This is a genomic window from Rhizobium sp. SRI_017 (assembly GCF_057586295.1).
The window spans coordinates 16,977-38,953 of sequence record NZ_JBYCZP010000006.1; the positions used below are offsets into that span (position 1 = coordinate 16,977).

Consider the following 21,977-nt stretch of genomic DNA (forward strand, 5'->3'; position numbering starts at 1 on the left):
CGGACAATGCCATGACCCTGATCCCACGCCTTCTTCTTGCTCTCGCCATTACGGCCTGCAGCTTTCCGGCCTTCGCACAGGAAAGCGAGGAGGATGAATACAAGCCCGAACTGCCCGATATGCAGATCTACAAGGCGATGCTGGATGCCAACCGCCAGCCCGGCTGGATCCAGTTCCGCGAATTCTCCGGCAAGCAGTTGATCTATTTCACCGCGCTGCAGACCATGCGCTGCCGTCTGTCCGAAATCCGCTATTCCGTGAATTCGGATAAGCTCGACCAGCGCTTCCCGCTCGGCGAATGCGATGTGGAACAGCCGTTTAATGTGCCGGCAGACGATCCGGAGGGACGCTATATCTATCTCACGCTGGGCGCGCAGGAAGCGAAGACGCTGACGATCCAGGTGGTGTGGGCCGACGGGTCGGGCAGCGAGATCGTGACCTACCGGCCCTGTGACAATCCCGAAGCAACCTGCGCCCGGATCAAGAAGATCGGCAAGCCGAAGAACAAGCTCAGCGCGCCGACACCCGAAGCACAATCCCGTTGAGCGGCTGCGTCGTCAGGCGCTGGACGGGCCAGGCACTGGTATTTTCGGTCACGTCGAAGCGGTAGCGCTTCATCAGCACGGCGAGCGCGATCACCGCTTCCTGCAGCGCGAAGGTCGCGCCGATGCAGATGCGCGGGCCGGCGCCGAAGGGCAGGTATTGGAAGCGATGGATCTTCTCGCGGTTCTCGGGCAGGAAGCGCTCGGGCATGAAATGCCGCGGCCGGTCCCAGTAGAGCTCATGGCGGTGCAGCGTCCAGGGCATGACCAGCACCGATTCGCCCTTGGGAAGCGTTAGCCTGGTGCCGTCGGCCGCCGTCCAGGTGTCGTCCTCGATGGGCGCGCGGTTGATCGACGGCGCCGGTGGATAGAGCCGCATCGCCTCCTCGAAGGCGGCGCGGACATGCGGCATCAGCTCGAGCCAGTCGACCGGATCGGCGCCATCGGACAGCACGCGGTCGATCTCCTCCTCCATCAGGATGCGGAAGTGGGGCGACTCGGCGATGCAATAGAGCGCCCAGGCCAGCGCCCGGGCCGTGGTCTCGTGGCCGGCACCGATGAAGGTGAGGATATTGTCCTCGATCTCGTCACGGGTCAGGCCGTCGGGGCCTTCGATCTTCAGGAGAAGCGTCAGGAAATCGCCGGGCACCGTCTCGCCCGCCGCCATCTTCGCCCGTCGCGCCGTCATCGTGTCGGCGACAATCTGGCGGAAAGCCTTGAGCGCCTTGCGGCCGGGAAAGCGGGTGACGCGGGGGATCCAGGCCGGCGCGAGCAGCAGATCCATTGGATCGATGCGGCCCATATTGTGCAGGAGCGAATCGACGCGCTCGGCGAAACCCTCGGTGCCGGTGGCGATCTCGCCGGAAAACAGGGTCTCGGCCAGGATCTCGTAGGTGAGCTCGGTCATGCCAGTCGCGATGTTGATCTCCGCGCCTTTCTTAGCCGGCTCAGCATAGCGCTCGGCAAAGGCTTCCGACATTTTCAGCATCTGGCCGGCGAAGCCGCGGGCGTGACGCGGCGTGAAAACCGGCGCCATCGCCTTGCGCGACCGTTTCCAGACATCCCCCTCCGCCGTCAGCAGCCCGTCGCGCAGGATCGGCCGCAGCACGAGCTGGCGGATCGGCTGCATCGCATAGTTTTGCGCGTTGTCGACGAGCACGTGTTTGATCAGCGACGGATCATGGCAGATCGTCGTGAGCTGCCCGAAGAACTTCACCTGCATGTAGGGCAGGGTGTAGCTCGGCTTTCCCCAGAGTTCGAGGGGATTGCGGAACATGACCTTGATGATTTCCAGCCGCGACGGCGGGATCGTCCTGGGGATCGGGGCCGGAGGCTCGAAGGGTTCCGGCCGGATGTCCATCAGAGCAGGCTTTCCAGCTCGGCCAGCTTGTCGTTGATCAGCCAGCCGTAATAATTCTCTTCCGGCATCACGCCCGCCCCCCGTGCCTTGAGTTCATAGGCCCGCTCGCGCGGATTGCCGACATTGTAGAGCGTGGCGGTGATGCCGGGATTCTTCGAGATATCGACGCCGGCGACCTTGCGGTATTCCTCGATCGACATCTTGATCGAGGCGGCCATATAGGCGAGCGACTTGTCGGGGTCCATGATCGCGTCATAGACTTGGCCGGCATTCCGTTCGTCGAGCTTGGGATAGCCAGAGACGCGGCTGACCAGATCGGAAAGCTCAAGCGCCGTCAGCGGGTTAATCTGGCCGAGGCCAAAAGTCTGGCCGGAATAGAATGGCTGGAAGAACACCGCCGAGAAGCGGTTTTTCGGATAGCTGATCCCACCGACATTTTTGCCGCGGAAGGACTTGTTCCAGACACGCTCGCGGCAGGTCCAGAGTTCGTAGGAGCCGGATTTGCCATTGCAATCGGAAAATTGCGGCATGGCGATCAGGTCTTCGATCGACTGCCCCTCATAGGCAAAGCGGAACTTGTCGCCCGAATAGGCGGCCGCTTTCACATAATAGGACTGCAGACGGTCATAGGCGTCGACATTGTAGGTGTGCTCGCCGACCAGGGCGCCGACCATGTGGATCGGGGCGATGCCATATTGGCTCGAGATCGACTTGATCTTGGAAATCAGTTTCTTGTCGCGCGCGAGCAGCTTGACGACCTTGGCATATTTCAGGTCGAAGGTCGTCTTGCCGGCCTTGGTGCGGCGCTTGGAGGCGCCCGGCACCGGAGGCTGTTCCGCGTGCCGGTTGCCTTCCGGTACCAGCGTCGCCGCCTGCACGGGAAGAATGGAGACGGCAGCAAAGCCGACAGCGACGATGAGCGTGGCGAGAAGACGGCGCAAGGGCTGAGATCCGGTTGGCGTTGGGAAGGTTATACCGGATTGGTCGCTTGTACCGCAATGATGGCGAATTCAAGAGAGGGTGAATGATGTCCGCCATTGTTCATTGCGCCGGAACCGCCCGAGACCGAGGACATCGAAGGCGTCCTGATGAACATCAAGTCGCTCCGGAACCCCGATCCATTTGAGCGCCTGGCTGATATTTGTGTCCGGCCAGGGATCGTCGGGCGCGTCGAAGACCGCGATCTCGCCAATGCGCATCGCCAGTGCCTCACCCTGGCCTGAACCGCCAAAGAACTCGGCCTCCACGAAAGCGAGCGCCGCTTGCGCTCCCGTCGCGAGAACCACAGGCTCGGTCAATGCCTTGAAGAAGCCGACGCCGACCGTGTTGCCCGGACGAGCATCCGGCGCAGGCAGACCCCAGAGCTCTCGCACGGCTTTCATGGCGGAATCATCGAGTGGCAACAGCGCGTATGGTTCAAGTGCCAGCGCGACAACACAAAACCGGGCGTCGAGCGCTGCGACTAGGCCGAGATCGTTTTGCCGACCCACGATGCCCTTGATCTCATACATGTCATCCGCCTTCGATATCAGGGGCAGGCTAATCGAAGGCCCGGATCGAGTTCAATCCCAGATGTGGCGCGACCTCCCCCGATATCGTGGGAGAGGTCGCTGTCCAGGATAAGGGCTGTCTTCGGAGGCCGCTACTGGCAGACGCGGATGCGCTTGACGTAGACATTGCCCCAATCGTCGTAGCGACGAACCTTCTTCACCCAGCAGACGTCGCGATCGTAGCGATGGGTCCAGTGCGGGCGGTGATGACGCCAATTGTCACGACGGTTGCGCCACCGCCATTCGTCGTTATCGTTGTGATGGCGGCGGGCTTCGCGGTCGCCGTCACGCCGGCCATCCCAGTCGTTGCTGTCACGCTGACTGTGACGGCGCCATTCATCGTCGTTGCTGTTGCGAGAGTCTGCGGATGCGGTGGATGCGAGGCTGCCGAGTGCAATCGCGGCAGCGAGGGCGGTCAATGCAAGCTTCTTCATGGGGAATTCCTCCAGGGGAGCCAATGCTCTGGAGGAGAAGCTAAGTGACCTCGGTTGAACCGGCCCTGAAGTGGCCGTTCATCCGACAGACAGGCTTGTGGCGGACCTGTGGCTAAGGCGTGTCTTTATTCGCACATGCGGATGCTTCTGGTCGAAACACTGCCATCGGCATTCTCGACCGGCATCTTCCGCACGAAGCAATCTTCGCCGCGATCGTGGCGGAAGAGCCAAAACGGACGATGCTTGCCGTCGCGAATGCGCCAGATGACCTTGTCACCCTTCTTGTCACGGTGAGCGTCACGACCGCGGCCACCATCGTTGCGACCACCCTCGTTGCGGCCACCCTTGTCGCCGCCGCGGGCGACCTGAACTGCATTCTTCTGATGCCACACCGTACCGTCGCGATCGGACAGCGAAGCGGAGGCGGTCGAAACCGCGCCGGTAGCGGCAAAGATCGAGGCGATGGCAACGAGGACAAGCTTCTTCATCGGATTATTCTCCAGAACTCTCTTGAGCACATAGGGTCTGAATGGCCGCCCCACAAGAATGGGGGCGGCATGCAATCAGAGAATATAACGCGAAAGATCGGTATTGGCCGCCATTTCACCAACATGTGTTTGAACATAGGCGGCATCGATCTGATGCTCCTGGCCGTCCTGGTCGGGCGCATCGAAGGACAGTTCATCCAGCACCCGTTCCATCACGGTCTGCAGCCGGCGGGCGCCGATATTCTCGACGGTCGAGTTGAGCTTGACGGCAACATCGGCGAGCGCGTCGATCGCGTCCTCGGTGAAGTTCAGCGTCACGCCTTCCGTCTTCATCAGCGCGACATACTGACGGATCAGGCTCGCTTCGGTTTCGGTGAGAATGCGGCGGAAGTCTTCCTTGGTCAGCGCCTTGAGCTCGACGCGGATCGGCAGCCGGCCCTGAAGTTCGGGAAGCAGGTCCGATGGCTTCGACACGTGGAAGGCGCCCGAGGCGATGAACAGGATATGGTCGGTCTTGACTGGACCATATTTGGTCGAGACCGTCGTGCCTTCGACAAGCGGCAGCAGGTCGCGCTGCACGCCTTCGCGGGACACGCCGGCGCCGATGCCGCCGTCGCGCGCCGCGATCTTGTCGATCTCGTCGAGGAACACGATGCCGTCATTCTCGGCCGACTGCACCGCCTCGCGGTTGATCTGGTCGGAATCGATCAGCTTGTCGGATTCGTCAGCAACCAGCAGGCCATAGCTGTCCTTGACCGTCGTCTTGACCTTCTTCGAACGGCCGCCCATGGCCTTGCCGAGCAGGTCGTTGAGGTTGAAGACGCCGACGGAGGCTCCCTGCATGCCTGGCAGTTCGAAGCCCGGACCACCTGATGTGTCGGCGACCTCGATGTCGATTTCCTTGTCGTCGAGTTCATTGGCGCGCAGCTTCTTGCGGAAGCTGTCACGTGTCGCGGGCGAGGCCGTCGCGCCGACCAGTGCGTCGAGCACACGCTCCTCGGCATTGATATGCGCCTTGGCTTTCACTTCGGCGCGCTTCTTCTCGCGCACCAGGGTGATTCCGACCTCGACGAGGTCGCGGATGATCTGCTCGACGTCACGGCCGACATAGCCGACTTCGGTGAATTTCGTCGCCTCGACCTTGATGAAGGGGGCGCCGGCGAGCTTGGCCAGGCGGCGGGAAATCTCGGTCTTGCCGACGCCGGTCGGTCCGATCATCAGGATGTTCTTCGGCATGACCTCATCGCGCAGATCGCCGGTCAGCTGCTGGCGGCGCCAGCGATTGCGCAGCGCGATGGCGACGGCGCGCTTGGCGTCCTTCTGGCCGATAATGTAGCGGTCGAGCTCGGAGACGATCTCGCGGGGGGTAAAGGTGGTCATTCTATCGCTTTCAGATGATGTTGCATGATCAGCACGTCGTCGCCGCTGCGGCCCACGAGCTCTGGGATCGGCGTGAAGCCGGCCTTCTCATAGGCACGCACGGCGCGAACATTGGCTGGATCGGGATCGATGATGATGGTGGCATGGCCTTCGACGCGCAGCTTGGTGACGAATTCATGCAGTGCCGCCGAGCCGATGCCCTGTGACAGCTTTTCTGCATCGCCGATCGAGAGATCGACGCCGACGCTCTCCGGGGGCAGCGCCATGAGCCATGGATTGTCCTTGATCCATTCCTCGTTCTGGTGATGGCCGATGAACCAATACTGGATATAGCCCACCGGCTCGCCGTCGAGCAGGATCATGAAGGGGCGCGTCGTATCACGGCCCTCGACCATGTCCCTGATGAAGCCGAGTTCCTCGTCCGGATCGCCCCACCACTCCCGCATATGCGGTGCGGCCAACCAGTTGCCGAGCAGCGCATAATGCGCAGGCTCGACGGGAGCGAAGCCGATCCGAGTGGAATCAAGAGGCATCCAGCTTCTCCACCACCACATTGTGGTTGGTATAGACACAGATATCGGCGGCGATGCCCATGGCCTTACGGGCGATTTCCTCGGCCGACTTGTCCGAATCCATCAGCGCACGGGCGGCGGCAAAGGCATAGTTGCCGCCGGAGCCGATCGCCATCGTGCCATGCTCCGGTTCCAGCACATCACCATTGCCGGTGACGGCCAGCGTGATCGACTTGTCGGCCACCAGCATCATCGCTTCGAGCCGGCGCAGATACTTGTCGGTCCGCCAGTCCTTGGCGAGCTCGACGCAGGCGCGCTGCAACTGGTCGGGATATTGCTCGAGCTTGGCTTCGAGCCGCTCGAGCAGGGTGAAGGCATCGGCCGTGGCACCGGCAAAACCGGCGATCACCTCGCCCTTGGCAAGACGGCGCACCTTGCGGGCATTGCCCTTCATCACCGTCTGGCCGAGCGAAACCTGGCCATCGCCCGCCATCACCACCTGGCCATCCTTGCGGACGGTGATGATGGTGGTGGCATGCATGTCGCCGAAGGGATTGTGTTCACTCATGTCAAAACTCTTGGTTCTCGGCCGATATGGCCGCTTTCCGCTGATATGTAGGCTTGGGGGCTGGAAATGCAATCCGGAGGCAGATTGGCGGAGTCAAGGCGCTGAGGCAGGCTCCCTCTTCTCCCCAGCGGGGGTCCGAAGGACGGGGCGAGACAAGTGTCTCGACCCCGGTGAGTGCCGAGCGCATGCGAAGCGATGAGGGGGTGCCGAAGGCCCATAGCACTTGGTGCTTCGCGCACCCCCTCATCCGGCCCTTCGGGCCACCTTCTCCCCGCTGGGGAGAAGAGGGAGCAAGAGCGCGCTGGATATTTCAAATTGCCCCTGTTATTGACCGCCCGTAATATCCTCCCAAACAGGATGGAGCCTCCATGGCAGAGACGAGCGCGACGCGCCAGGCGACGATTTCCCGCAAGACCAACGAGACGCAGGTCTCCGTGACCGTCAATATCGACGGGACCGGCGCCAACACGATCTTGACCGGGGTCGGTTTCTTCGACCACATGCTGGACCAGCTGTCGCGCCATTCGCTGATCGACATGGAAATCGAAGCCAAGGGCGACGTTCATGTCGACGACCATCACACGGTCGAAGACACCGGCATCGCGATCGGCCTTGCCATCGCCAAGGCACTCGGCGACCGGCGCGGCATCACCCGTTATGCCTCGCTCGATCTGGCCATGGACGAGACCATGACCAGGGCCGCCATCGACGTCTCGGGCCGGCCGTTCCTGGTCTGGAACGTCGCCTTCACCTCGCCGAAGATCGGCACGTTCGACACCGAACTGGTGCGCGAATTCTTCCAGGCCCTGGCGATGAATGCCGGCATCACGCTGCATATCCAGAACATCTACGGCGCCAACAACCACCACATTTCCGAGACCTGCTTCAAGGCCGTGGCCCGGGTGCTGCGCACGGCGACCGAGATCGATCCGCGCCAGGCCGGCCGCATTCCCTCGACCAAGGGAACGCTCTGATGAAGAGCTATTATGTGATGACGGCGCCCGCCGCGGTCGATCCGGACCGCGATACGGTCTTCATCCGCGACGGCTTTTCGTGGCTCGCCTTCCTGTTTCCGCTGCCCTGGCTGCTGTTTCGCCGCCTTTGGCTGGCGGCAGCCATCGCCGTCGCGCTCTATCTCGTGTCGATCTTCGTTGCCGAGCAATATGAGCTCGACACGGTGCCGATCGCCTTCTCCTTCCTGCTCAGCCTCTGGGTGTCACTTGAGGGCGGGCTGGCGCGGGCGGGCAGGTTCGAACGTCTCGGCTGGCAGATCGACCGGGTGATGGCAGCCGAGAATGTTGCTGATGCGGAGGCAATCTATTTCGCCGAGAAGGCGGCTGCCAGCAGGCGCCGGCCGACCGAGCCGCTTCCATCGCTGCCGACCGCCAAGCCGCTCGGGCAGAACAATGCCGTCGCACTCGGCCTGATCGGGCCGCAGGGAGACCGCTGATGCGGGTCGCCATCATCGACTACGGCTCGGGCAATCTCCGTTCCGCAGTCAAGGCTTTCGAGCGCGCTTCACGTGAAACCGGCGTCGATGCCGAGATCGACCTGACGGACAAGGCCGAGCGTGTCGCCACCGCCGACCGCATCGTGCTGCCTGGGGTTGGCGCCTATGCCGACTGCCGTCGCGGCCTCGATGCCGTGCCGGGCATGGTCGCGGCATTGCGCGACGTCGTCGAGGCGAAAGCACGGCCCTTCCTCGGCATCTGCGTCGGCATGCAGCTGATGAGCTCGCGCGGTCTGGAAAAGACCGTCACCCAGGGTCTCGGCTGGATTCCCGGCGACGTGAAGCTGATCGAGCCCTCCGATCCCAACCTCAAGATCCCGCAGATCGGCTGGAACACGCTGGAACTCGCCCATCCGCATGTGCTGTTCGACGGCATTCCGACCGGCGAGACCGGTTTGCATGCCTATTTCGTCCATTCCTATCATCTCGCGGCGGAGAAGCCGGAAACCGTGATCGCCACAGCCGATTACGGCGGTCCGGTCACCGCCTTCGTCGCCCGCGCCAACATGGCCGGCGCCCAGTTCCATCCGGAAAAGAGCCAGACACTGGGTCTACGCCTGATCGGCAATTTCCTGAAATGGGCACCCTGAGAAAGCCCGTTTAAAAGGTCCACCTGACATGATCCTCTTCCCCGCGATCGACCTGAAAGATGGCCAATGCGTGCGCCTCAAGCTCGGCGACATGGAGCAGGCGACTGTCTACAATCCCGATCCCGCCGCCCAAGCCAAGGCTTTCGAGGACCAGGGCTTCGAATGGCTGCATGTCGTCGACCTCAACGGCGCTTTCGCCGGCGAGAGCGTCAATGGCGCGGCCGTCGAAGGGATTCTGAAAGCCACGAAGAACCCGGTCCAGCTCGGCGGCGGCATCCGTACCATCGCCCATATCGAGGCCTGGCTTGCCAAGGGCCTCTCCCGCGTCATCCTCGGCACGGTGGCCGTGCGCGATCCTGATCTGGTGATCGAGGCCTGCAAACTCTTCCCCGGCAAGGTCGCCGTCGGCATCGATGCCAAGGGCGGCAAGGTGGCGGTCGAGGGCTGGGCGGAAGCCTCCGAGCTCGGCATCATTGAGCTGGCTAAGCGTTTCGAGGGCGCCGGCGTGGCGGCGATCATCTATACCGACATCGACCGCGACGGCATCCTCGCGGGCATCAACTGGAATTCGACGCTGGAACTGGCGAGGTCGACCTCGATCCCGGTGATTGCCTCAGGCGGGCTGGCGTCGCTGGATGATATCAGGCGGTTGGCGGAGCCGGATGCGGCGATCCTGGAAGGCGCGATTTCGGGGCGGGCGCTGTATGACGGGCGGATTGATCCGGGTGAGGCGCTGCAGATCTTGAGGCGCTGATGACGGTCGACATCCTTGTCCAGTTTAGGGATAGCCAGACAGGATGCACCATTGTCATCGACGATGATGGACGGGTCTCCTACGCCTATCTTCGTGCCTCGGACGGCGCGATCATGGCAGATGTCTGGCTTTACAATCGGTGCCCAACCCCAGAAGTGCCGGAATGGGACCAGCGTCCAACCGAGCCGTTTACAAACCCCAAAGACTTCGTCAGGACTGATTTGAATATCGCTCTGCCCGAAAGCGAAGCGGATTTCGCGGTGGGTTGGCAGTTGCAAAGTGCTGAGGACCCAAAAGTGCTCATTTAAATCCGCGAAGAGCTGTGGGCCACGATGGCGCCGGGCGAAAAACCCGGATTCTGCCGGCTGGCGAAGCAGAACGGTCCGCTGGCAAAAGCATTCGCGAAAACTTTGTAATCAGATCGGCCGTCGAAAACTGACATTCCCTTTCCTACTCCTCGAACGCCCTGATCACCTTCAGAAACTCATCCCCGTACCGCTCAAGCTTCGACTGTCCTACCCCCGAAATGCCCAGCATCTCGTCCTCATCGACTGGCCGTTCCTTGGCAAATGCCACCAGCGTCGTGTCCGGAAAAACCACATAGGGCGGCACGGCCAGGTCCTTGGCGATCTCGGTCCGCTTCTTTCGTAGCGCCTCGAAAAGCTCGACGTCCGAACCCTGCAGCGCTGCCTTCGCATTGGCGGAACTCGACGAACTGCTCTTCGCCGCCTTGCCCTTGGTCGGCCGGTCGTGGCGGAAGCGGATTTCGCGTTCGCGCTTGAAGACGGCGCGGGCATCGGGCGTCAGTTTCAATGCGCCGAAAGCATTGTGGTCGACGCTGATCAAGCCGCTCGCGAGGAGCTGGCGATAGACGGATTGCCATGTGCGAGACGAAATATCCTTGCCGGCGCCGAAGACCGGCATGCCGGTATGACCGAAGCGGCTGGTCTTCTCGTTTTCATGGCCGAGCAGCACGTCGATGAGATGGCCGGTGCCGAAGCGCTCGCCGGTTCGGTAGATCGCCGCCAGCGCCTTGATCGCGGCATCGGTGCCGTCCCAGGTATCGACGGGTTTGATGCAGGTGTCGCAATTGCCGCACTGGCCGGCATGCACCTCGCCGAAATGGGCGAGGATCGCCTGGCGGCGGCAGCCCGCCGTCTCGCAGATGCCGAGCAGGGCATTGAGCTTGGCGCGCTCGACGCGTTTGACATCATCGGCCGAATTGCCCTCGTCGATCATCCGGGCGCGCTGGATCACATCGGCCATGCCATAGGCCATCCAGACCTCCGACGGCAGGCCGTCGCGGCCGGCGCGGCCGGTCTCCTGGTAATAGGCCTCGACCGAGCCCGGCAGGTCGAGATGGGCGACATAGCGGACATTGGGCTTGTCGATGCCCATGCCGAAGGCGACGGTGGCGACGAGGCAGAGATCTTCTTCCTTGAGGAAGGCATCCTGGTGGGCGTCGCGCAGAGCCCGGTCCATGCCGGCGTGATAGGGCAGGGATCGGATCCCCTGGGTGTTCAGCCAGTCCGAGATATCCTCGACCTTGGCGCGCGACAGGCAATAGACGATGCCACTCGAACCCTTGTGGCGCTCGAGGAAGCGCAGCAACTGCTGGCGCGGCTGGTCGCGCTCGACGATCTCATAGGAGATGTTCGGCCGATCGAAGGAGGTCGTGAAGACTTCCGCCGCGCCGAGGCCGAGCTTGTCGATGATGTCGTCGCGGGTATGCGGATCGGCGGTGGCCGTCAGCGCCAGGCGCGGTACGCCGGGATAGAGCTCGGCGAGGCTCCCGAGTTCGCGATATTCCGGCCGGAAATCATGGCCCCATTGGGAGACGCAATGCGCTTCGTCTATGGCAAAGAGCGCGATCCTGCTATTGCCGATCAGCTCCTTGAAACCCGGGGTGACGATGCGCTCCGGCGTCACATAGAGCAGGTCGAGATCGCCATTGTCTATCGACCGCCTGACGTCGATGAATTCCTCGCGCGTCAGCGACGAATTGAGCGCCGCCGCCCGGACGCCCAGCTGCTTGAGCGCCTCGACCTGGTCGCGCATTAGCGCGATCAGAGGCGAGACGACGATGCCAACGCCGTCGCGGCAGAGTGCCGGTATCTGGAAGCAGAGCGACTTGCCCGCGCCGGTCGGAAACAGGACCACGGCGTCGCCGCCATCAACGACCTGGCGCACGACATCGGCCTGCTTTCCCCGGAAGGCGGGATAGCCATAGATCCGCTTGAGAATATCGAGCGGATCGCGGGCGCTGGTGCGGTCGAAAAGAATATTGGTGGAATTCGAACTATACGCCATGGAATCACTTCAACTCGGATAAGCGGCTTATGGCACAGCCGTGCGGTGCAAGCCTGCTGTGCCATGCTATCTGCGCTCGTATCCACTGAAACATTGCTGCGACTTTCCGACAATGGCCCTTCATCGGAAAAAAGTGTAGGGAAGGCAATAAGGCGGGAGGCTGGCTGGGCAGGCATGCGACGCATGCAGGTCTGGGCACCAAAGAATCTCCTCGCCATCTGGCGTTTTGGCCGGTATGAAGCCGGCAATTGCAAGCCATGAGCGTAGAGGACAGAGTTTGACTCTCAAGGCCCGCGTAATCCCCTGCCTCGACGTCAAGGACGGCCGTGTCGTCAAGGGCGTTTCCTTCGTCAATCTCGTCGATGCCGGCGATCCGGTCGAAGCCGCCATCGCCTATGATGCCGCCGGCGCCGACGAACTCTGCTTCCTCGATATCACCGCCTCCTCGGACAATCGCGAGACGATCTTCGATGTCGTCGCCCGCACCGCCGAACAATGCTTCATGCCGGTCACCGTCGGCGGTGGCGTGCGCGCGCTCACCGATATCCGCAAGCTCCTGCTCTGCGGCGCCGACAAGGTCTCGATCAATTCGGCCGCAGTGAAGGATCCCGATTTCGTGGCGCAAGCCGCCGACAAGTTCGGCGATCAGTGCATCGTCGTTTCTCTCGACTGCAAGAAGGTCTCGGCCGCGGGCGAGATCGACCGCTGGGAAATCTTCACCCATGGCGGCCGCAATCCGACCGGGCTCGATGCCGTTGAATTTGCCGATGCCATGGTCAAGCGCGGTGCAGGCGAATTGCTCGTCACCTCGATGGACCAGGACGGCCAGAAGACCGGCTATGACATTGCGCTGACCCGCACCATCGCCGATGCCGTGCCGGTGCCGGTCATCGCCTCCGGCGGCGTCGGCACGCTGGATCACATGGTCGAGGGCATCCGGGATGGCCATGCCACCGCGGTTCTGGCCGCCTCGATCTTCCATTTCGGCACCTATACGGTGGGCCAGGCGAAGCGCTATATGTCGGACCACGGCATCGCGATGCGGCTGGACTGAGGAGGGAGTTGCGATGAGCGGATTTACGCTCGCCGATCTCGAAAGGATCGTCGCCCAGCGCGCCGCGGCGTCGCCCGAGGAGTCCTGGACGGCCAAGCTGGTCGCAGGCGGGCAGAAGAAGGCCGCCAAGAAGCTCGGCGAGGAAGCGGTCGAGGCCGTCATCGCCGCGATATCAGACGACCGCAAAAATCTCACCGACGAAGCCGCGGACCTTATTTTCCACCTCCTCGTTGTTCTCAAGATTGCCGGTATCCCGTTTTCCGACGTGATGGCCGAACTCGAGCGGCGTACGACACAGTCAGGCATTGCCGAAAAGGCAGCGAGGAAGGGCTGATGAACCAGAAGCCGAAGATTGGCAGGGAAGCCGTGGCCCTCGATCACCTCCGCGATGCCGATTATTCGCCCTATCGCTTCTTTACTGCCGCCGAATGGGCGCAGTTCCGCGCCGATACGCCGCTGACGCTCACTGCCGACGAAGTCACGCGGCTCAGGTCGCTCAACGACCCGATCGACCTCGAGGAAGTCCGGCGCATCTATCTCTCGCTGTCGCGCCTGCTTTCGGCCCATGTCGAGTCGTCGCAGATCCTGTTCGCGCAGCGCAAGCACTTCCTCAATCTGGCCTTCGACCAGAAGACGCCCTTCATCATCGGTATTGCCGGATCGGTGGCGGTGGGCAAGTCGACGACGGCCCGCGTGCTCAAGGAACTCTTGTCGCGCTGGCCGACGAGCCCGAAGGTGGACCTGATCACGACGGACGGCTTCCTGCAGCCGAACGCCTATCTCGAAGAACACGATCTGATGGAGCGGAAGGGCTTTCCCGAGAGCTACAACATGCCCTCGCTGTTGAAATTCCTCTCCGCGATCAAGGCCGGGCAGGCGGGCGTGCCGGCGCCGCTTTATTCGCATCTGACCTATGACGTGCTGCCGGACAAGGTCCAGATCGTCGACCGGCCGGACATCCTCATCTTCGAGGGCATCAACGTTCTGCAGTCGCGGGATCTGCCGGCCGACGGCAAGATCGTACCGATGGTGTCGGATTTCTTCGATTTCTCGATCTATATCGACGCCGACGAGGCGCAGATCCATCGCTGGTATGTCGATCGCTTCATGCGGCTGAGAAAAACCGCCTTCGTCGATCCGAAATCCTACTTCCACCGCTATTCCGAAATTACCGACGAGGCGGCGCTGGAGCGGGCGGAATATCTCTGGAAGAACATCAATCTGAAGAACCTCCGGCGCAACATCCTGCCGACCCGGCCGCGGGCGGATCTTATCCTGCGCAAGGGTAAGGACCATCTGGTCGAGCAGGTTTCGCTGCGCAAACTTTAGGTGAAAAATCACTTCGCCGGATTCACCCGTCGCAAAGTGAGATTGATCCGCCCCTCGCGTTTCAGCAGCATCGACGTGCCGGGATAGATTCGGTCGACGCCGTGGAAGGCGAGGCGCCCCTCGCCGCCGATGACCACGACGTCGCCGCTCGAAAGGCGGAAGGACGTGGTCGGATCGTCGCGCCTGACGCCGCCGACGCGAAACAGGCAATCATCGCCGAGCGAGATGGAGAGGACCGGCGCGGAGAATTCGCGTTCGTCGCGGTCCTGGTGCAGGCCCATCCTGGCTGTGGGATCATAGTAGTTGATCAGGCAGGCCTCGGGCTCGACATCGCTCTCCGCCGTATCCCGCCAGATATCGAGCAGGATGTCGGGAATCGCGGGCCAGGGCTTGCCGGTGACGGGATGGGTCGGCTGATAGCGATAACCATGCTCCTTGTCGGTCACCCAGCCAAGCGAGCCGCAATTGGTCATGCGGACGGACATTTCCTTGCCTGATTTCGGCATGGTGGGCGTATAGAGCGGCGCCTCGACGACGATCGCCCTGACGACCTCGACGAGCGCCTCCTGGTTCGCCTTGTCGAGATGACCGGGCAGGTGGCGGACGCCCGGGGGAAGCGGCGACTTCATTGCTGCTCCATGCCGAGAACCGTCTTCGGCACCTGATATTGCTCGAGCCAGCTCATATAGGCGACATCCATCGGACCAACGATGTCATCCACATGGTTCCAGCGACCGTCGGCGAAGCGAACCAGCGCATAGGTGGTGAGGCCATCCATCATGTCGGACTTGCCCGCAAAAGCAGTGGTTTCGGGATCGATCTCGCCACCGCCGGGACGCTGCGGATTGGCGGCGACAAAGGCCCAGTCGCCGTCGCTGAGCATGATGTTGATCTGGAATTCGACCTCCGTGCGCATCTGCGCCTCGATGGCCGGGCGGATGGCATCGAGGATCGCCTTGCGCTCGGCCGATCCTTTCGCCGGCTCATGAACTTCGCCTGCAAGGGCGGCGGTCATCATCGTCATCGCGAGAGCGGTAGCTGCAAGAAATCTCGTCATGTCAGTCTCCTCTAATCCCCTTGTGGCGCAGCATCGAACGCCCGGCAAGCCGATTTGCTTCCGGGTTCTGGCCATTCTCGCTCCCGATCCCCCCGCTTTCGCAAAGGATATCGGCCGGGGCACGAAATCGTGCCACGTTAGTAATGACTGCCTCGCGGCAGCCGATAAGGCGCGTTTCCGTGCCCCGTTCGGTGGTTCTTCCCGCGCAACTCCGGTCCCTCTGCGTCACCGAATGCCTTGGGTACGCAGACGCTTGCTCAGCCTCCACGCCCACGATGTTCCTCCGTCCTCCATCGCTGGCAGTCCGGAAGTGCCGGTCCATCACCCCCGGCTGGCATTCGAATGCCTCCTATGCCTCACAGGCACGCCAGGCCCTTTTTCAGGCCTGAGGAGGACCATTTTCTGCACGGGCCCTGGCATGGAGCTTTGCGTCGTCTCTCCACACCAGCAACACCGGCCCCGCCTCGACGCATCGCCATGCGTTGTAGCCGATGCGGGACGGAGTGATTATCGCACGGGTTCTGGGGGGTGGGGAAAAGCGGGGTTAGTGAATTGTATTCAATCAATAATGCCGCGAAATTTTTGGAAGGGTTTCTACCTCTCACCAAGCGCGTCTATGCATTCGACTTTGTCTCATGCAGACTTGCTATCCTCTCCCACAAGGGGAGAGGCAGACTCGCGGCAACGCCGTGCTCCAGGTGAGGCCGAGCTTGTGGCACCGCACCTCTGTCCTTGCCGGAAAGGATATGCAGGCCGGGTGAGCAGAGTGAATCCTTGGCCGCCGTTGGTGAGAAAGGGGTTCCGCCCAGCGAATGCTTTTGGCGGTTGGCCCGTCATCCCGGAGGTCCGACATTGACGGCGGGCCACAGGAAGCGAGCGGAAAGTTGTCCGGATTTCTCAAGCCCATCATTGCACTGTTCATTCTATTCTCAACTGCGGAGGCGGTCCCTGCAATGCCCAAGACCTGTGATCTCGATGCCTTCAAGCAATACCCGATGCGTGAGGTACTGAAGGCGGGAGCAATTGGCTTTGCCGCCCCCGAATTCCACTTTCCTGGACCGGGAGAGAATTTCAGTTATTGGGATCCGGCGCCCGAATCTGCACGACTCGCAGCGCTCGCGCGCGGGCTCGCGGGCTTTGAGCCCGAGCTGCGTCCGATAATCATGCTCGCTGCCATTTCCGAGTGGACCAGCGGTACGGATCCGATGATCAACTTCTTTGTCCTGCCGCAAGGCACCTACTATGATGAGGTCGTTCGGACACTCGACACTATGGGATTGAAGGAACATGCGGCGCTTTTCCGGGAGGGGCGGGCTCTCTTCGGACCCGACTATGGCAGCGTTCAACAGCGCTACGACCGGTGGAGTGATGGACATGGCGAAATCCGTGATGTCGTGCTCGATGCGCAACTTCTCGCTCTTTCGAGCCGTTATCGCGCCTTGCCTGATCCGATCGAGTTCGCTGCCGAACGCATTATGGCGTCGCCTTCACTGACGGCGCTATTCGAGCCCACACGCGCCGCCATCGATGACGAACAAAGGCTTTCCTATCTCGGTTTCGGGCTTTGGAAATGCCTGGGCCATTACGACTCGCCAGAGGTAGTGAGCGTGCGGCTTGCCGAACTGCCCGAACCGTATCGTCATATAGCCGTGACCTTCATTTTCCAGGCCGAGACACTCAACGGCGCAGTCGAGCAGTTCTTCAACAATTCCTCCGGCACACTTGCGCCGGATGTTGTGCGCGCCTTTTCGGCCATGGGACTGCCGAAATATGCCGAGGAGCTACAGGCGGCCATCGACTCCTTCCCCAAACCCTATCCGCGTGAACTCGAAAACCGGCGGAGAGTCATGGAGGCCAAAGGTGAAGCGTTCCGTGCGGCGCTCGACGTCCTGACCGGCAGCATCGACGAGGGCGAGGTACTGTTGGCGATGATTCGCACCGCGCGCGAAACAGGCATCTTGCCGAAGTGACCCTGGATGCTCCCCGACAAAGCAGTTGCGCCCGATGGCCGTCGGCGTATCGTGGTGCGAGCGGGTGGCCGAGCCAGACCGGCCGCCTGCTTGCGCCGGGAGGGAATGATGGCGTCGACGGAATTTCATCTTGTCACCGAATGGCTGCTGGACGCCTCGCAGGAGGAAGTCTGGAACGTGCTGATCGAGCCCGAGCGCTGGCCCCTGTGGTGGCCGACCGTTAAACGCGTCGAGCTTCTCGATCCGGGGGATGAGAATGGCGTCGGTTCGGTGCGGCGACTGACATGGTCGACCGCGCTGCCCTATGACATCAGTTTCGAGACGACAACCGTCAAGGTCGAGCCGATGCGGCTGATCGAGGGTCACGCCAAGGGCGAGCTCGACGGCATCGGGCGCTGGACGTTGACGCCGGAGGGTAATCGCAGCCGGGTGCGCTATGACTGGATCGTCGCGGTCACCAAGCCGTGGATGGTGCGGCTCGCCTTCCTGCTCCGCCCGGTCTTCGCCTGGAACCATAACCAGGTGATGGAACGCGGCCGGCGCGGGCTGGAGGCCTATCTCATCGATCAGCGCGGCGCTGGTTCAGTGAACGCGGCGGCGTGAACTGATCGCCCTGACGCTCGGGCGGAAGATGCTCGTGGCGGCGCGTCGCAGAACGGGATTGATCCCGAGCGGTCGCGAGGAACCGGCCTGCTCGATCTCGTCATTGTCGGCGAGAAAGTCCAGCAGCATTTCGCCGTCGGGCGTCCAGCAGATGTAGGACACGGTGAAATGGGCGAGATAGAAGCGCGGGGACACGACATCGCGGAGGCGGCGATGGGCCCGGGCTATGTCGCCGACATGGGTGAGAAGGATCCAGATGGTGACTTCATCGTGATCGCCCTGGAACTCTCCCTTGACCGCCCGCCAATAGACCCCCTGGAGGGCCTCGAGTTCTTCCAAGGCACGATATGCGACTTCCGCTGAATTCGGCTGAGTGTGTTGCATTGATCAGTTATCCCGTTCGACTGATCAAATGACGCACAAGCGGCTCGCTTCATTCTGCTTTTCCAACGCCTTACGAAAATGTAATATTGTTTTGTTTCAGGCGGATGTCGCGAAGCGCGTTCCACGTCAGAATTTTATGACATAGCGGCCTGCCGCTTTTCCGCTTTCCAGCATTTCGAGTGCTTCGGATGCGCCCTCCAATCCGATCACTTCGATGGGATTGCGGAGTGGCTGGCGGGCGTGCAGCGCCACCACTTCGCCCATCTCCTTGCGCGTGCCGACGCTGGTGCCTGATATCGTGACGCCGGTCGCGGTCAGCCATTCCTGGCTGAGCGGAACGGGCTCGGAGACAAGGGCTGCGGCGACGATACGGCCGCGCGGGCGGATGGCTGATATCATCGCGGGCCAGGTGGCCGGGGTCGGCGCGAAATTGATGACCGCATGGGGTTTGGCCGGGCTGGCGGCGAGCCGTTCGGCAAGCCCGGCGTCGGCGAGTTCCGTCGCGCGGGCGCCATAGAGGCGGGCATGTTCGAGCTTGGCCGGATCGCGGTCGATGGCAAGCACATCGACGCCCATGCGGGCGGCGATCTGCACCGCATAAAGGCCGAGGCCGCCGCAACCGAAGACCGCCAGGCGCTCGCCGGCCTTGAGCTCGGCGCGGCGAATCGCGCCATAAGCGGTGACGCCGGCGCACATGACCGGCGCGGTGGTCACTGGATCGACGCCATCGGGCAGGCGCACAGCGAAACGCGCATCCGCCACGACATATTCGGCAAAGCCGCCGGGCACGTTGAGGCCATGGGCGCGCTGGTGCTGGCAGAAGGATTCCTGGCCGTCGCGGCATTCGTCGCAATGCATGCAGGTATCATGCAGCCAGGGCACCCCGACAGGAGCACCGACCGCCCAGCCTGCGACGCCCGCGCCGACGGCCTCGACGACACCGACGCCCTCGTGGCCGAGGACGAAGGGGGTTGGCGCATGGGGCGGCTGCACATCGCCCTTCCAGATATGGACATCCGAATGGCATATGCCGCAGGCCATTAGCCGGACAAGCAATTGACCCGGCCCGGCCGTGGGTTTCGGGACGAATCCCACTGCAAGCGGCTCGCCATATCCGGCGAGCACCGCCGCGCGCATCTGATTGCTGGTCACGTCACTTCCCGATGCCGAGTTCCGCCTTGACGGCCTCAAGGCCGGGCTTGCCGTCGATGGTGGTCACGTCCTTGAGCCAGGCATCGAGCTTTTCCGGGTGCGCCTGCATCATCTTGGTGGCGGCATCGGGCACCTCCATGCCGTCGCTCATGATGAGGTTCATGCCGGTACTTTCGTAGGTGATGTCAAAGACGAGGTTCGAGAAGAATTTCGTCACATTCGGGCAATCCTCGGGATAGCCCTTGCGGACGATGGTGCGCACCGTGGCGCCGCCGAAATCCGGGCCGAATTCGACATCGCCGCCGGCGAGATAGGCCATCTCCATGTTGACATTCATCGGATGCGGCTGCCAGCCGAGGAAGACGATGAAATCCTGGTTCTGGACGGCGCGCTTGACCTGCTGCAGCATCGCCGCTTCGCTCGATTCGACCACCTCCCAGTCGCCGTCGAGGCCGTGGGTCTTCTGCTCGACCATGTCGACGAGCGGCTTGTTCGAACCCGGCTCGATGCCGTAGATCTTGCGATCGAGCTTGTCGGCGAATTTCTGCAGGTCGTCGAAGGATTTGAGGCCGGCGTCGGAGACGTATTTCGGCACGGCCAGCGTATATTTCGCGCCGGTCAGGTTGGTTGCGACCGGGATGACCGAACCGTCGTCGAAATAGGCCTTGTAGTCGATATCCTGCACCGGGCGCCAATTGCCGAGGAAGACATCCATCTCGTTGTTCTTGAGCGATTCGAAGGTGACGTTGAGCGCGAGCAGCGACTGCTTGGGCTCGTAGCCGAGCGCCTTGAGGATGAGTTCGGCGGTCGTATTGGTCAGGGCGATGTCGGTCCAGCCGAGATCGGACATGCGGACCTGCTTGCATTCCGGCTTCTCCGCGGCGAGCGCCGTCGAGGCCATCAGGGCGGTGAGCGCGATCGACATCGCAAGCGTCTTGGTTTTCATGGCGTTCCCCTTGTTTTGGCCCCTTGTCGGGGTTTGAGGGCAGAATAGGCGATGCGATTTCTGTGGCAAGACAAAAAATTGTTAGGGCGTACAAATTTTTGAGATGCTAAGGAAAAATGCATGAGTGCCAGGCCCAAGACACAAAAGACCCAGCGACAGAAGACCCGCATCGAGGACATTCGCCGCGTCGAGCTGATCGATGCCGCGCATCGCATATTCCTGCGGGAGGGGCTGAAGGGGCTGACGACCACCAGGATCTGCGCCGAGGCGGGCATGTCGCAGGGCATTCTCACCTATTACTTCCGCGACAAGGAAGAGGTGCTGTTCGAGATGGTGCGGATGAACAACCGCCTGTTGGCGGATGAGATTGTCGCCCATCTCAGGGCAGCGCGGAATGGCTGGGAGCGGCTGATCGCACTGATCGACGGAAATTTCCCGGCCGCCCACTATGACCGGCCGACGGCGCGGGCCTGGATCTCGCTTTATGCCGAGGCGGCGCATAACGAGCGCTATGCCAGGCTGATCCGGCCCTATTACCGGCGGCTGCGGTCCAATATCGCCGACATCCTCAAACCGGTGATGGCGACCGACGAGATCGATCACTTCGTGCGCGGCTTTGCTGCCATGATCGACGGACTGTGGCTCCGGCGCGGGCATTCGGAGACGGATATGTGGCTCGACGAGGCCAAGTGTCTGCTGATCGAATATGTCAAGAAGATGCTGGGGCAGGAGGTCGTGGCGACTCTGAAAGCGGGCTGAGAAATTCTCTCGCGACCTTTATTTGCGGAAGATGCTTCTGCCGGAACGCTTGAGGGTCGGATTCGAACCCAGCGGCCGACTGACACCGATTCCGTCGATCGCGTCATTGCCGGCGAGGAATTCGAGCAGCATCTCGCCTTCCGGCATTCTGACGCTGTAAGAGACGGTGAAGCGGGCTTGATAAGCATAGTCCGAGATGACATCGCGGAATTTCTTGTGGGCCGCATCGATATCCTCGGCTTTCGCCAGCAGGATCCAGACCGCCATCTCCTCATAGGCGCCGTGATATTCGCCCTGCGCCTCTTTCCAGCATCGGCCGTCGAGCGCCTGGAGGTCCTCCATGACGCGCCATTCGATCTCCATGGGGCTTTGGGCTTTGCGTGACATCAGGCTTCCTCGGGAATGTTTCCCCTCAGACGCGCCAGAGTCAGCTTTCATTCGGCAGCGGCGGGTCGGTCCTCTGCCAGGGCACGTGCCACGATGTCCGGCTCCTTGGCGATCACCTTGAGAAAAGCGCGCGCTGCTTGGTCAGGTTCGCTGCGGTGCTGTTCCCAGTCGCGTAGGGTGCCGAGGGGGATGTGATAGCGGGCGGCGAATTCTTCCTGGGTGAGCAAGAGTCTGGTCCGCACTACCCTTGAAGGTGCAGCTGGAACCCATTTTTCCACCGGAATGTTGTCGGGGTCGGCCAGGGCGTTAGCTGCCGCCTCTTCATCGGTCATCGCTTC

The 21,977-nt window shown here is 62.0% G+C and carries 28 protein-coding genes; 12 read left to right on the forward strand and 16 right to left on the reverse strand.

Annotation, left to right across the window (positions count from 1 at the left end; translation table 11 throughout):
* The first annotated feature begins 11 nt into the window (after window positions 1–11).
* Window positions 12–545 carry a hypothetical protein gene (locus tag AC2YI2_RS14890; protein WP_487387269.1) on the forward strand — a complete coding sequence of 178 codons (534 nt, stop codon included), beginning with the start codon at window positions 12–14 and terminating at the stop codon, window positions 543–545.
* Here the strand turns inward: AC2YI2_RS14890 and AC2YI2_RS14895 are convergent.
* The 8 genes from AC2YI2_RS14895 to hslV all read right to left on the reverse strand — a co-directional run bounded on the left by AC2YI2_RS14895 (window position 511) and on the right by hslV (window position 6,834).
* The gene (locus AC2YI2_RS14895; RefSeq protein WP_487387270.1) at window positions 511–1,902 is read right to left on the reverse strand and encodes a cytochrome P450; all 1,392 of its coding nucleotides are present in this window, start codon (window positions 1,900–1,902) and stop codon (window positions 511–513) included. The two genes, AC2YI2_RS14890 and AC2YI2_RS14895, sit on opposite strands and share 35 nt — an antisense overlap.
* On the reverse strand, window positions 1,902–2,843 hold the full coding sequence (locus AC2YI2_RS14900) for a DUF1402 family protein (protein ID WP_487387271.1): 942 nt from the start codon (window positions 2,841–2,843) through the stop codon (window positions 1,902–1,904). Before AC2YI2_RS14900 ends, AC2YI2_RS14895 begins: the two co-directional genes overlap by 1 nt.
* A gap of 69 nt (window positions 2,844–2,912) precedes the next feature.
* The gene (locus AC2YI2_RS14905; RefSeq protein WP_487387272.1) at window positions 2,913–3,413 is read right to left on the reverse strand and encodes a hypothetical protein; all 501 of its coding nucleotides are present in this window, start codon (window positions 3,411–3,413) and stop codon (window positions 2,913–2,915) included.
* 131 nt (window positions 3,414–3,544) lie between these two features.
* Window positions 3,545–3,886, reverse strand: a complete 342-nt coding sequence (locus AC2YI2_RS14910) for a hypothetical protein (protein WP_487387273.1) — start codon at window positions 3,884–3,886, stop codon at window positions 3,545–3,547.
* A 125-nt stretch (window positions 3,887–4,011) separates the two neighbouring features.
* The gene (locus AC2YI2_RS14915; protein WP_487387274.1) at window positions 4,012–4,374 is read right to left on the reverse strand and encodes a hypothetical protein; all 363 of its coding nucleotides are present in this window, start codon (window positions 4,372–4,374) and stop codon (window positions 4,012–4,014) included.
* Between the two features lie 75 nt (window positions 4,375–4,449).
* Window positions 4,450–5,754: an ATP-dependent protease ATPase subunit HslU gene (gene hslU, locus AC2YI2_RS14920; protein ID WP_487387275.1), complete on the reverse strand. Its 1,305-nt coding sequence runs from the start codon at window positions 5,752–5,754 to the stop codon at window positions 4,450–4,452.
* Window positions 5,751–6,287: a GNAT family N-acetyltransferase gene (locus AC2YI2_RS14925; RefSeq protein ID WP_487387276.1), complete on the reverse strand. Its 537-nt coding sequence runs from the start codon at window positions 6,285–6,287 to the stop codon at window positions 5,751–5,753. Before AC2YI2_RS14925 ends, hslU begins: the two co-directional genes overlap by 4 nt.
* Window positions 6,277–6,834: an ATP-dependent protease subunit HslV gene (hslV, locus tag AC2YI2_RS14930; protein ID WP_487387277.1), complete on the reverse strand. Its 558-nt coding sequence runs from the start codon at window positions 6,832–6,834 to the stop codon at window positions 6,277–6,279. Before hslV ends, AC2YI2_RS14925 begins: the two co-directional genes overlap by 11 nt.
* A gap of 368 nt (window positions 6,835–7,202) precedes the next feature.
* Between hslV and hisB the strand changes: the two genes are divergently transcribed.
* The 5 genes from hisB to AC2YI2_RS14955 are packed head-to-tail and all read left to right on the forward strand — an operon-like array spanning window position 7,203 to window position 9,996.
* Window positions 7,203–7,808, forward strand: a complete 606-nt coding sequence (gene hisB, locus AC2YI2_RS14935) for an imidazoleglycerol-phosphate dehydratase HisB (RefSeq protein ID WP_487387278.1) — start codon at window positions 7,203–7,205, stop codon at window positions 7,806–7,808.
* Window positions 7,808–8,284, forward strand: coding sequence for a DUF2628 domain-containing protein (locus AC2YI2_RS14940; RefSeq protein ID WP_487387279.1), 477 nt, complete (start codon window positions 7,808–7,810; stop codon window positions 8,282–8,284). The genes hisB and AC2YI2_RS14940 overlap by 1 nt, the downstream gene beginning before the upstream one ends.
* Window positions 8,284–8,934 carry an imidazole glycerol phosphate synthase subunit HisH gene (hisH, locus tag AC2YI2_RS14945; protein ID WP_487387280.1) on the forward strand — a complete coding sequence of 217 codons (651 nt, stop codon included), beginning with the start codon at window positions 8,284–8,286 and terminating at the stop codon, window positions 8,932–8,934. Before AC2YI2_RS14940 ends, hisH begins: the two co-directional genes overlap by 1 nt.
* Window positions 8,935–8,962: 28 nt before the next feature.
* A complete protein-coding gene (gene hisA, locus AC2YI2_RS14950; RefSeq protein WP_487387281.1) occupies window positions 8,963–9,688 on the forward strand; it encodes a 1-(5-phosphoribosyl)-5-[(5-phosphoribosylamino)methylideneamino]imidazole-4-carboxamide isomerase in 726 nt (241 codons plus the stop codon).
* Window positions 9,688–9,996, forward strand: a complete 309-nt coding sequence (locus tag AC2YI2_RS14955; RefSeq protein ID WP_487387282.1) for a hypothetical protein — start codon at window positions 9,688–9,690, stop codon at window positions 9,994–9,996. The genes hisA and AC2YI2_RS14955 overlap by 1 nt, the downstream gene beginning before the upstream one ends.
* Window positions 9,997–10,138: 142 nt before the next feature.
* On the opposite strand, the gene recQ is transcribed toward AC2YI2_RS14955, so the two are convergent.
* On the reverse strand, window positions 10,139–11,998 hold the full coding sequence (gene recQ, locus AC2YI2_RS14960) for a DNA helicase RecQ (protein ID WP_487387283.1): 1,860 nt from the start codon (window positions 11,996–11,998) through the stop codon (window positions 10,139–10,141).
* 277 nt (window positions 11,999–12,275) lie between these two features.
* Between recQ and hisF the strand changes: the two genes are divergently transcribed.
* The 3 genes from hisF to coaA are packed head-to-tail and all read left to right on the forward strand — an operon-like array spanning window position 12,276 to window position 14,381.
* Window positions 12,276–13,052 (forward strand): imidazole glycerol phosphate synthase subunit HisF, encoded by a 777-nt coding sequence (hisF, locus tag AC2YI2_RS14965; RefSeq protein ID WP_487387284.1) that lies wholly within the window; start codon window positions 12,276–12,278, stop codon window positions 13,050–13,052.
* Between the two features lie 13 nt (window positions 13,053–13,065).
* Window positions 13,066–13,386: a phosphoribosyl-ATP diphosphatase gene (locus AC2YI2_RS14970; protein ID WP_487387285.1), complete on the forward strand. Its 321-nt coding sequence runs from the start codon at window positions 13,066–13,068 to the stop codon at window positions 13,384–13,386.
* Window positions 13,386–14,381, forward strand: coding sequence for a type I pantothenate kinase (gene coaA, locus AC2YI2_RS14975; RefSeq protein WP_487387286.1), 996 nt, complete (start codon window positions 13,386–13,388; stop codon window positions 14,379–14,381). Before AC2YI2_RS14970 ends, coaA begins: the two co-directional genes overlap by 1 nt.
* Window positions 14,382–14,389: 8 nt before the next feature.
* Here coaA and AC2YI2_RS14980 read toward each other — a convergent pair whose 3' ends face one another.
* Both AC2YI2_RS14980 and AC2YI2_RS14985 read right to left on the reverse strand, forming a co-directional pair.
* On the reverse strand, window positions 14,390–15,010 hold the full coding sequence (locus AC2YI2_RS14980; RefSeq protein ID WP_487387287.1) for an alpha-ketoglutarate-dependent dioxygenase AlkB family protein: 621 nt from the start codon (window positions 15,008–15,010) through the stop codon (window positions 14,390–14,392).
* Window positions 15,007–15,438, reverse strand: a complete 432-nt coding sequence (locus AC2YI2_RS14985; protein WP_487387288.1) for a hypothetical protein — start codon at window positions 15,436–15,438, stop codon at window positions 15,007–15,009. The genes AC2YI2_RS14980 and AC2YI2_RS14985 overlap by 4 nt, the downstream gene beginning before the upstream one ends.
* A gap of 953 nt (window positions 15,439–16,391) precedes the next feature.
* Between AC2YI2_RS14985 and AC2YI2_RS14990 the strand changes: the two genes are divergently transcribed.
* The gene (locus AC2YI2_RS14990; protein ID WP_487387289.1) at window positions 16,392–17,408 is read left to right on the forward strand and encodes a DMP19 family protein; all 1,017 of its coding nucleotides are present in this window, start codon (window positions 16,392–16,394) and stop codon (window positions 17,406–17,408) included.
* Between the two features lie 108 nt (window positions 17,409–17,516).
* The gene (locus tag AC2YI2_RS14995; protein ID WP_487387290.1) at window positions 17,517–18,011 is read left to right on the forward strand and encodes an SRPBCC family protein; all 495 of its coding nucleotides are present in this window, start codon (window positions 17,517–17,519) and stop codon (window positions 18,009–18,011) included.
* Here AC2YI2_RS14995 and AC2YI2_RS15000 read toward each other — a convergent pair.
* The 3 genes from AC2YI2_RS15000 to choX form a co-directional block, all read right to left on the reverse strand.
* Entirely contained in the window at window positions 17,991–18,395 is a 405-nt protein-coding gene (locus AC2YI2_RS15000; protein WP_487387291.1) for a hypothetical protein, read from the reverse strand. The genes AC2YI2_RS14995 and AC2YI2_RS15000 overlap by 21 nt on opposite strands.
* A gap of 126 nt (window positions 18,396–18,521) precedes the next feature.
* Window positions 18,522–19,547 carry an alcohol dehydrogenase catalytic domain-containing protein gene (locus AC2YI2_RS15005; protein WP_487387292.1) on the reverse strand — a complete coding sequence of 342 codons (1,026 nt, stop codon included), beginning with the start codon at window positions 19,545–19,547 and terminating at the stop codon, window positions 18,522–18,524.
* Window position 19,548: 1 nt separating this feature from the next.
* A complete protein-coding gene (choX, locus tag AC2YI2_RS15010) occupies window positions 19,549–20,493 on the reverse strand; it encodes a choline ABC transporter substrate-binding protein (RefSeq protein ID WP_487387293.1) in 945 nt (314 codons plus the stop codon).
* A 120-nt stretch (window positions 20,494–20,613) separates the two neighbouring features.
* On the opposite strand from choX, the gene betI reads away from it, so the two are divergent.
* Window positions 20,614–21,252 carry a transcriptional regulator BetI gene (gene betI / locus AC2YI2_RS15015; RefSeq protein WP_487387294.1) on the forward strand — a complete coding sequence of 213 codons (639 nt, stop codon included), beginning with the start codon at window positions 20,614–20,616 and terminating at the stop codon, window positions 21,250–21,252.
* An 18-nt stretch (window positions 21,253–21,270) separates the two neighbouring features.
* Here betI and AC2YI2_RS15020 read toward each other — a convergent pair whose 3' ends face one another.
* Together AC2YI2_RS15020 and AC2YI2_RS15025 are read right to left on the reverse strand one after the other, a co-directional pair.
* Window positions 21,271–21,639: a hypothetical protein gene (locus tag AC2YI2_RS15020; RefSeq protein WP_487387295.1), complete on the reverse strand. Its 369-nt coding sequence runs from the start codon at window positions 21,637–21,639 to the stop codon at window positions 21,271–21,273.
* A 47-nt stretch (window positions 21,640–21,686) separates the two neighbouring features.
* Window positions 21,687–21,971: a helix-turn-helix domain-containing protein gene (locus AC2YI2_RS15025; protein ID WP_487387296.1), complete on the reverse strand. Its 285-nt coding sequence runs from the start codon at window positions 21,969–21,971 to the stop codon at window positions 21,687–21,689.
* Window positions 21,972–21,977: the final 6 nt, after the last annotated feature.

Excerpts from the sequence above, each read along its gene's own strand:
- AC2YI2_RS14985 (WP_487387288.1), bottom strand. The coding sequence starts at position 15,438 with ATGACGAGATTTCTTGCAGCTACCGCTCTCGCGATGACGATGATGACC.
- AC2YI2_RS14915 (WP_487387274.1), bottom strand. The coding sequence starts at position 4,374 with ATGAAGAAGCTTGTCCTCGTTGCCATCGCCTCGATCTTTGCCGCTACC.
- AC2YI2_RS14895 (WP_487387270.1), bottom strand. The coding sequence starts at position 1,902 with ATGGACATCCGGCCGGAACCCTTCGAGCCTCCGGCCCCGATCCCCAGG.
- hslU (WP_487387275.1), bottom strand. The coding sequence starts at position 5,754 with ATGACCACCTTTACCCCCCGCGAGATCGTCTCCGAGCTCGACCGCTAC.
- coaA (WP_487387286.1), top strand. The coding sequence starts at position 13,386 with ATGAACCAGAAGCCGAAGATTGGCAGGGAAGCCGTGGCCCTCGATCAC.
- hisA (WP_487387281.1), top strand. The coding sequence starts at position 8,963 with ATGATCCTCTTCCCCGCGATCGACCTGAAAGATGGCCAATGCGTGCGC.
- AC2YI2_RS14970 (WP_487387285.1), top strand. The coding sequence starts at position 13,066 with ATGAGCGGATTTACGCTCGCCGATCTCGAAAGGATCGTCGCCCAGCGC.
- AC2YI2_RS14955 (WP_487387282.1), top strand. The coding sequence starts at position 9,688 with ATGACGGTCGACATCCTTGTCCAGTTTAGGGATAGCCAGACAGGATGC.
- hslV (WP_487387277.1), bottom strand. The coding sequence starts at position 6,834 with ATGAGTGAACACAATCCCTTCGGCGACATGCATGCCACCACCATCATC.
- AC2YI2_RS14995 (WP_487387290.1), top strand. The coding sequence starts at position 17,517 with ATGGCGTCGACGGAATTTCATCTTGTCACCGAATGGCTGCTGGACGCC.
- AC2YI2_RS15000 (WP_487387291.1), bottom strand. The coding sequence starts at position 18,395 with ATGCAACACACTCAGCCGAATTCAGCGGAAGTCGCATATCGTGCCTTG.
- AC2YI2_RS14940 (WP_487387279.1), top strand. The coding sequence starts at position 7,808 with ATGAAGAGCTATTATGTGATGACGGCGCCCGCCGCGGTCGATCCGGAC.
- AC2YI2_RS14910 (WP_487387273.1), bottom strand. The coding sequence starts at position 3,886 with ATGAAGAAGCTTGCATTGACCGCCCTCGCTGCCGCGATTGCACTCGGC.
- hisH (WP_487387280.1), top strand. The coding sequence starts at position 8,284 with ATGCGGGTCGCCATCATCGACTACGGCTCGGGCAATCTCCGTTCCGCA.
- hisB (WP_487387278.1), top strand. The coding sequence starts at position 7,203 with ATGGCAGAGACGAGCGCGACGCGCCAGGCGACGATTTCCCGCAAGACC.
- betI (WP_487387294.1), top strand. The coding sequence starts at position 20,614 with ATGAGTGCCAGGCCCAAGACACAAAAGACCCAGCGACAGAAGACCCGC.
- AC2YI2_RS14990 (WP_487387289.1), top strand. The coding sequence starts at position 16,392 with ATGCCCAAGACCTGTGATCTCGATGCCTTCAAGCAATACCCGATGCGT.
- AC2YI2_RS14980 (WP_487387287.1), bottom strand. The coding sequence starts at position 15,010 with ATGAAGTCGCCGCTTCCCCCGGGCGTCCGCCACCTGCCCGGTCATCTC.
- choX (WP_487387293.1), bottom strand. The coding sequence starts at position 20,493 with ATGAAAACCAAGACGCTTGCGATGTCGATCGCGCTCACCGCCCTGATG.
- AC2YI2_RS15025 (WP_487387296.1), bottom strand. The coding sequence starts at position 21,971 with ATGACCGATGAAGAGGCGGCAGCTAACGCCCTGGCCGACCCCGACAAC.
- AC2YI2_RS15020 (WP_487387295.1), bottom strand. The coding sequence starts at position 21,639 with ATGTCACGCAAAGCCCAAAGCCCCATGGAGATCGAATGGCGCGTCATG.
- AC2YI2_RS14925 (WP_487387276.1), bottom strand. The coding sequence starts at position 6,287 with ATGCCTCTTGATTCCACTCGGATCGGCTTCGCTCCCGTCGAGCCTGCG.
- AC2YI2_RS14905 (WP_487387272.1), bottom strand. The coding sequence starts at position 3,413 with ATGTATGAGATCAAGGGCATCGTGGGTCGGCAAAACGATCTCGGCCTA.
- recQ (WP_487387283.1), bottom strand. The coding sequence starts at position 11,998 with ATGGCGTATAGTTCGAATTCCACCAATATTCTTTTCGACCGCACCAGC.
- AC2YI2_RS14890 (WP_487387269.1), top strand. The coding sequence starts at position 12 with ATGACCCTGATCCCACGCCTTCTTCTTGCTCTCGCCATTACGGCCTGC.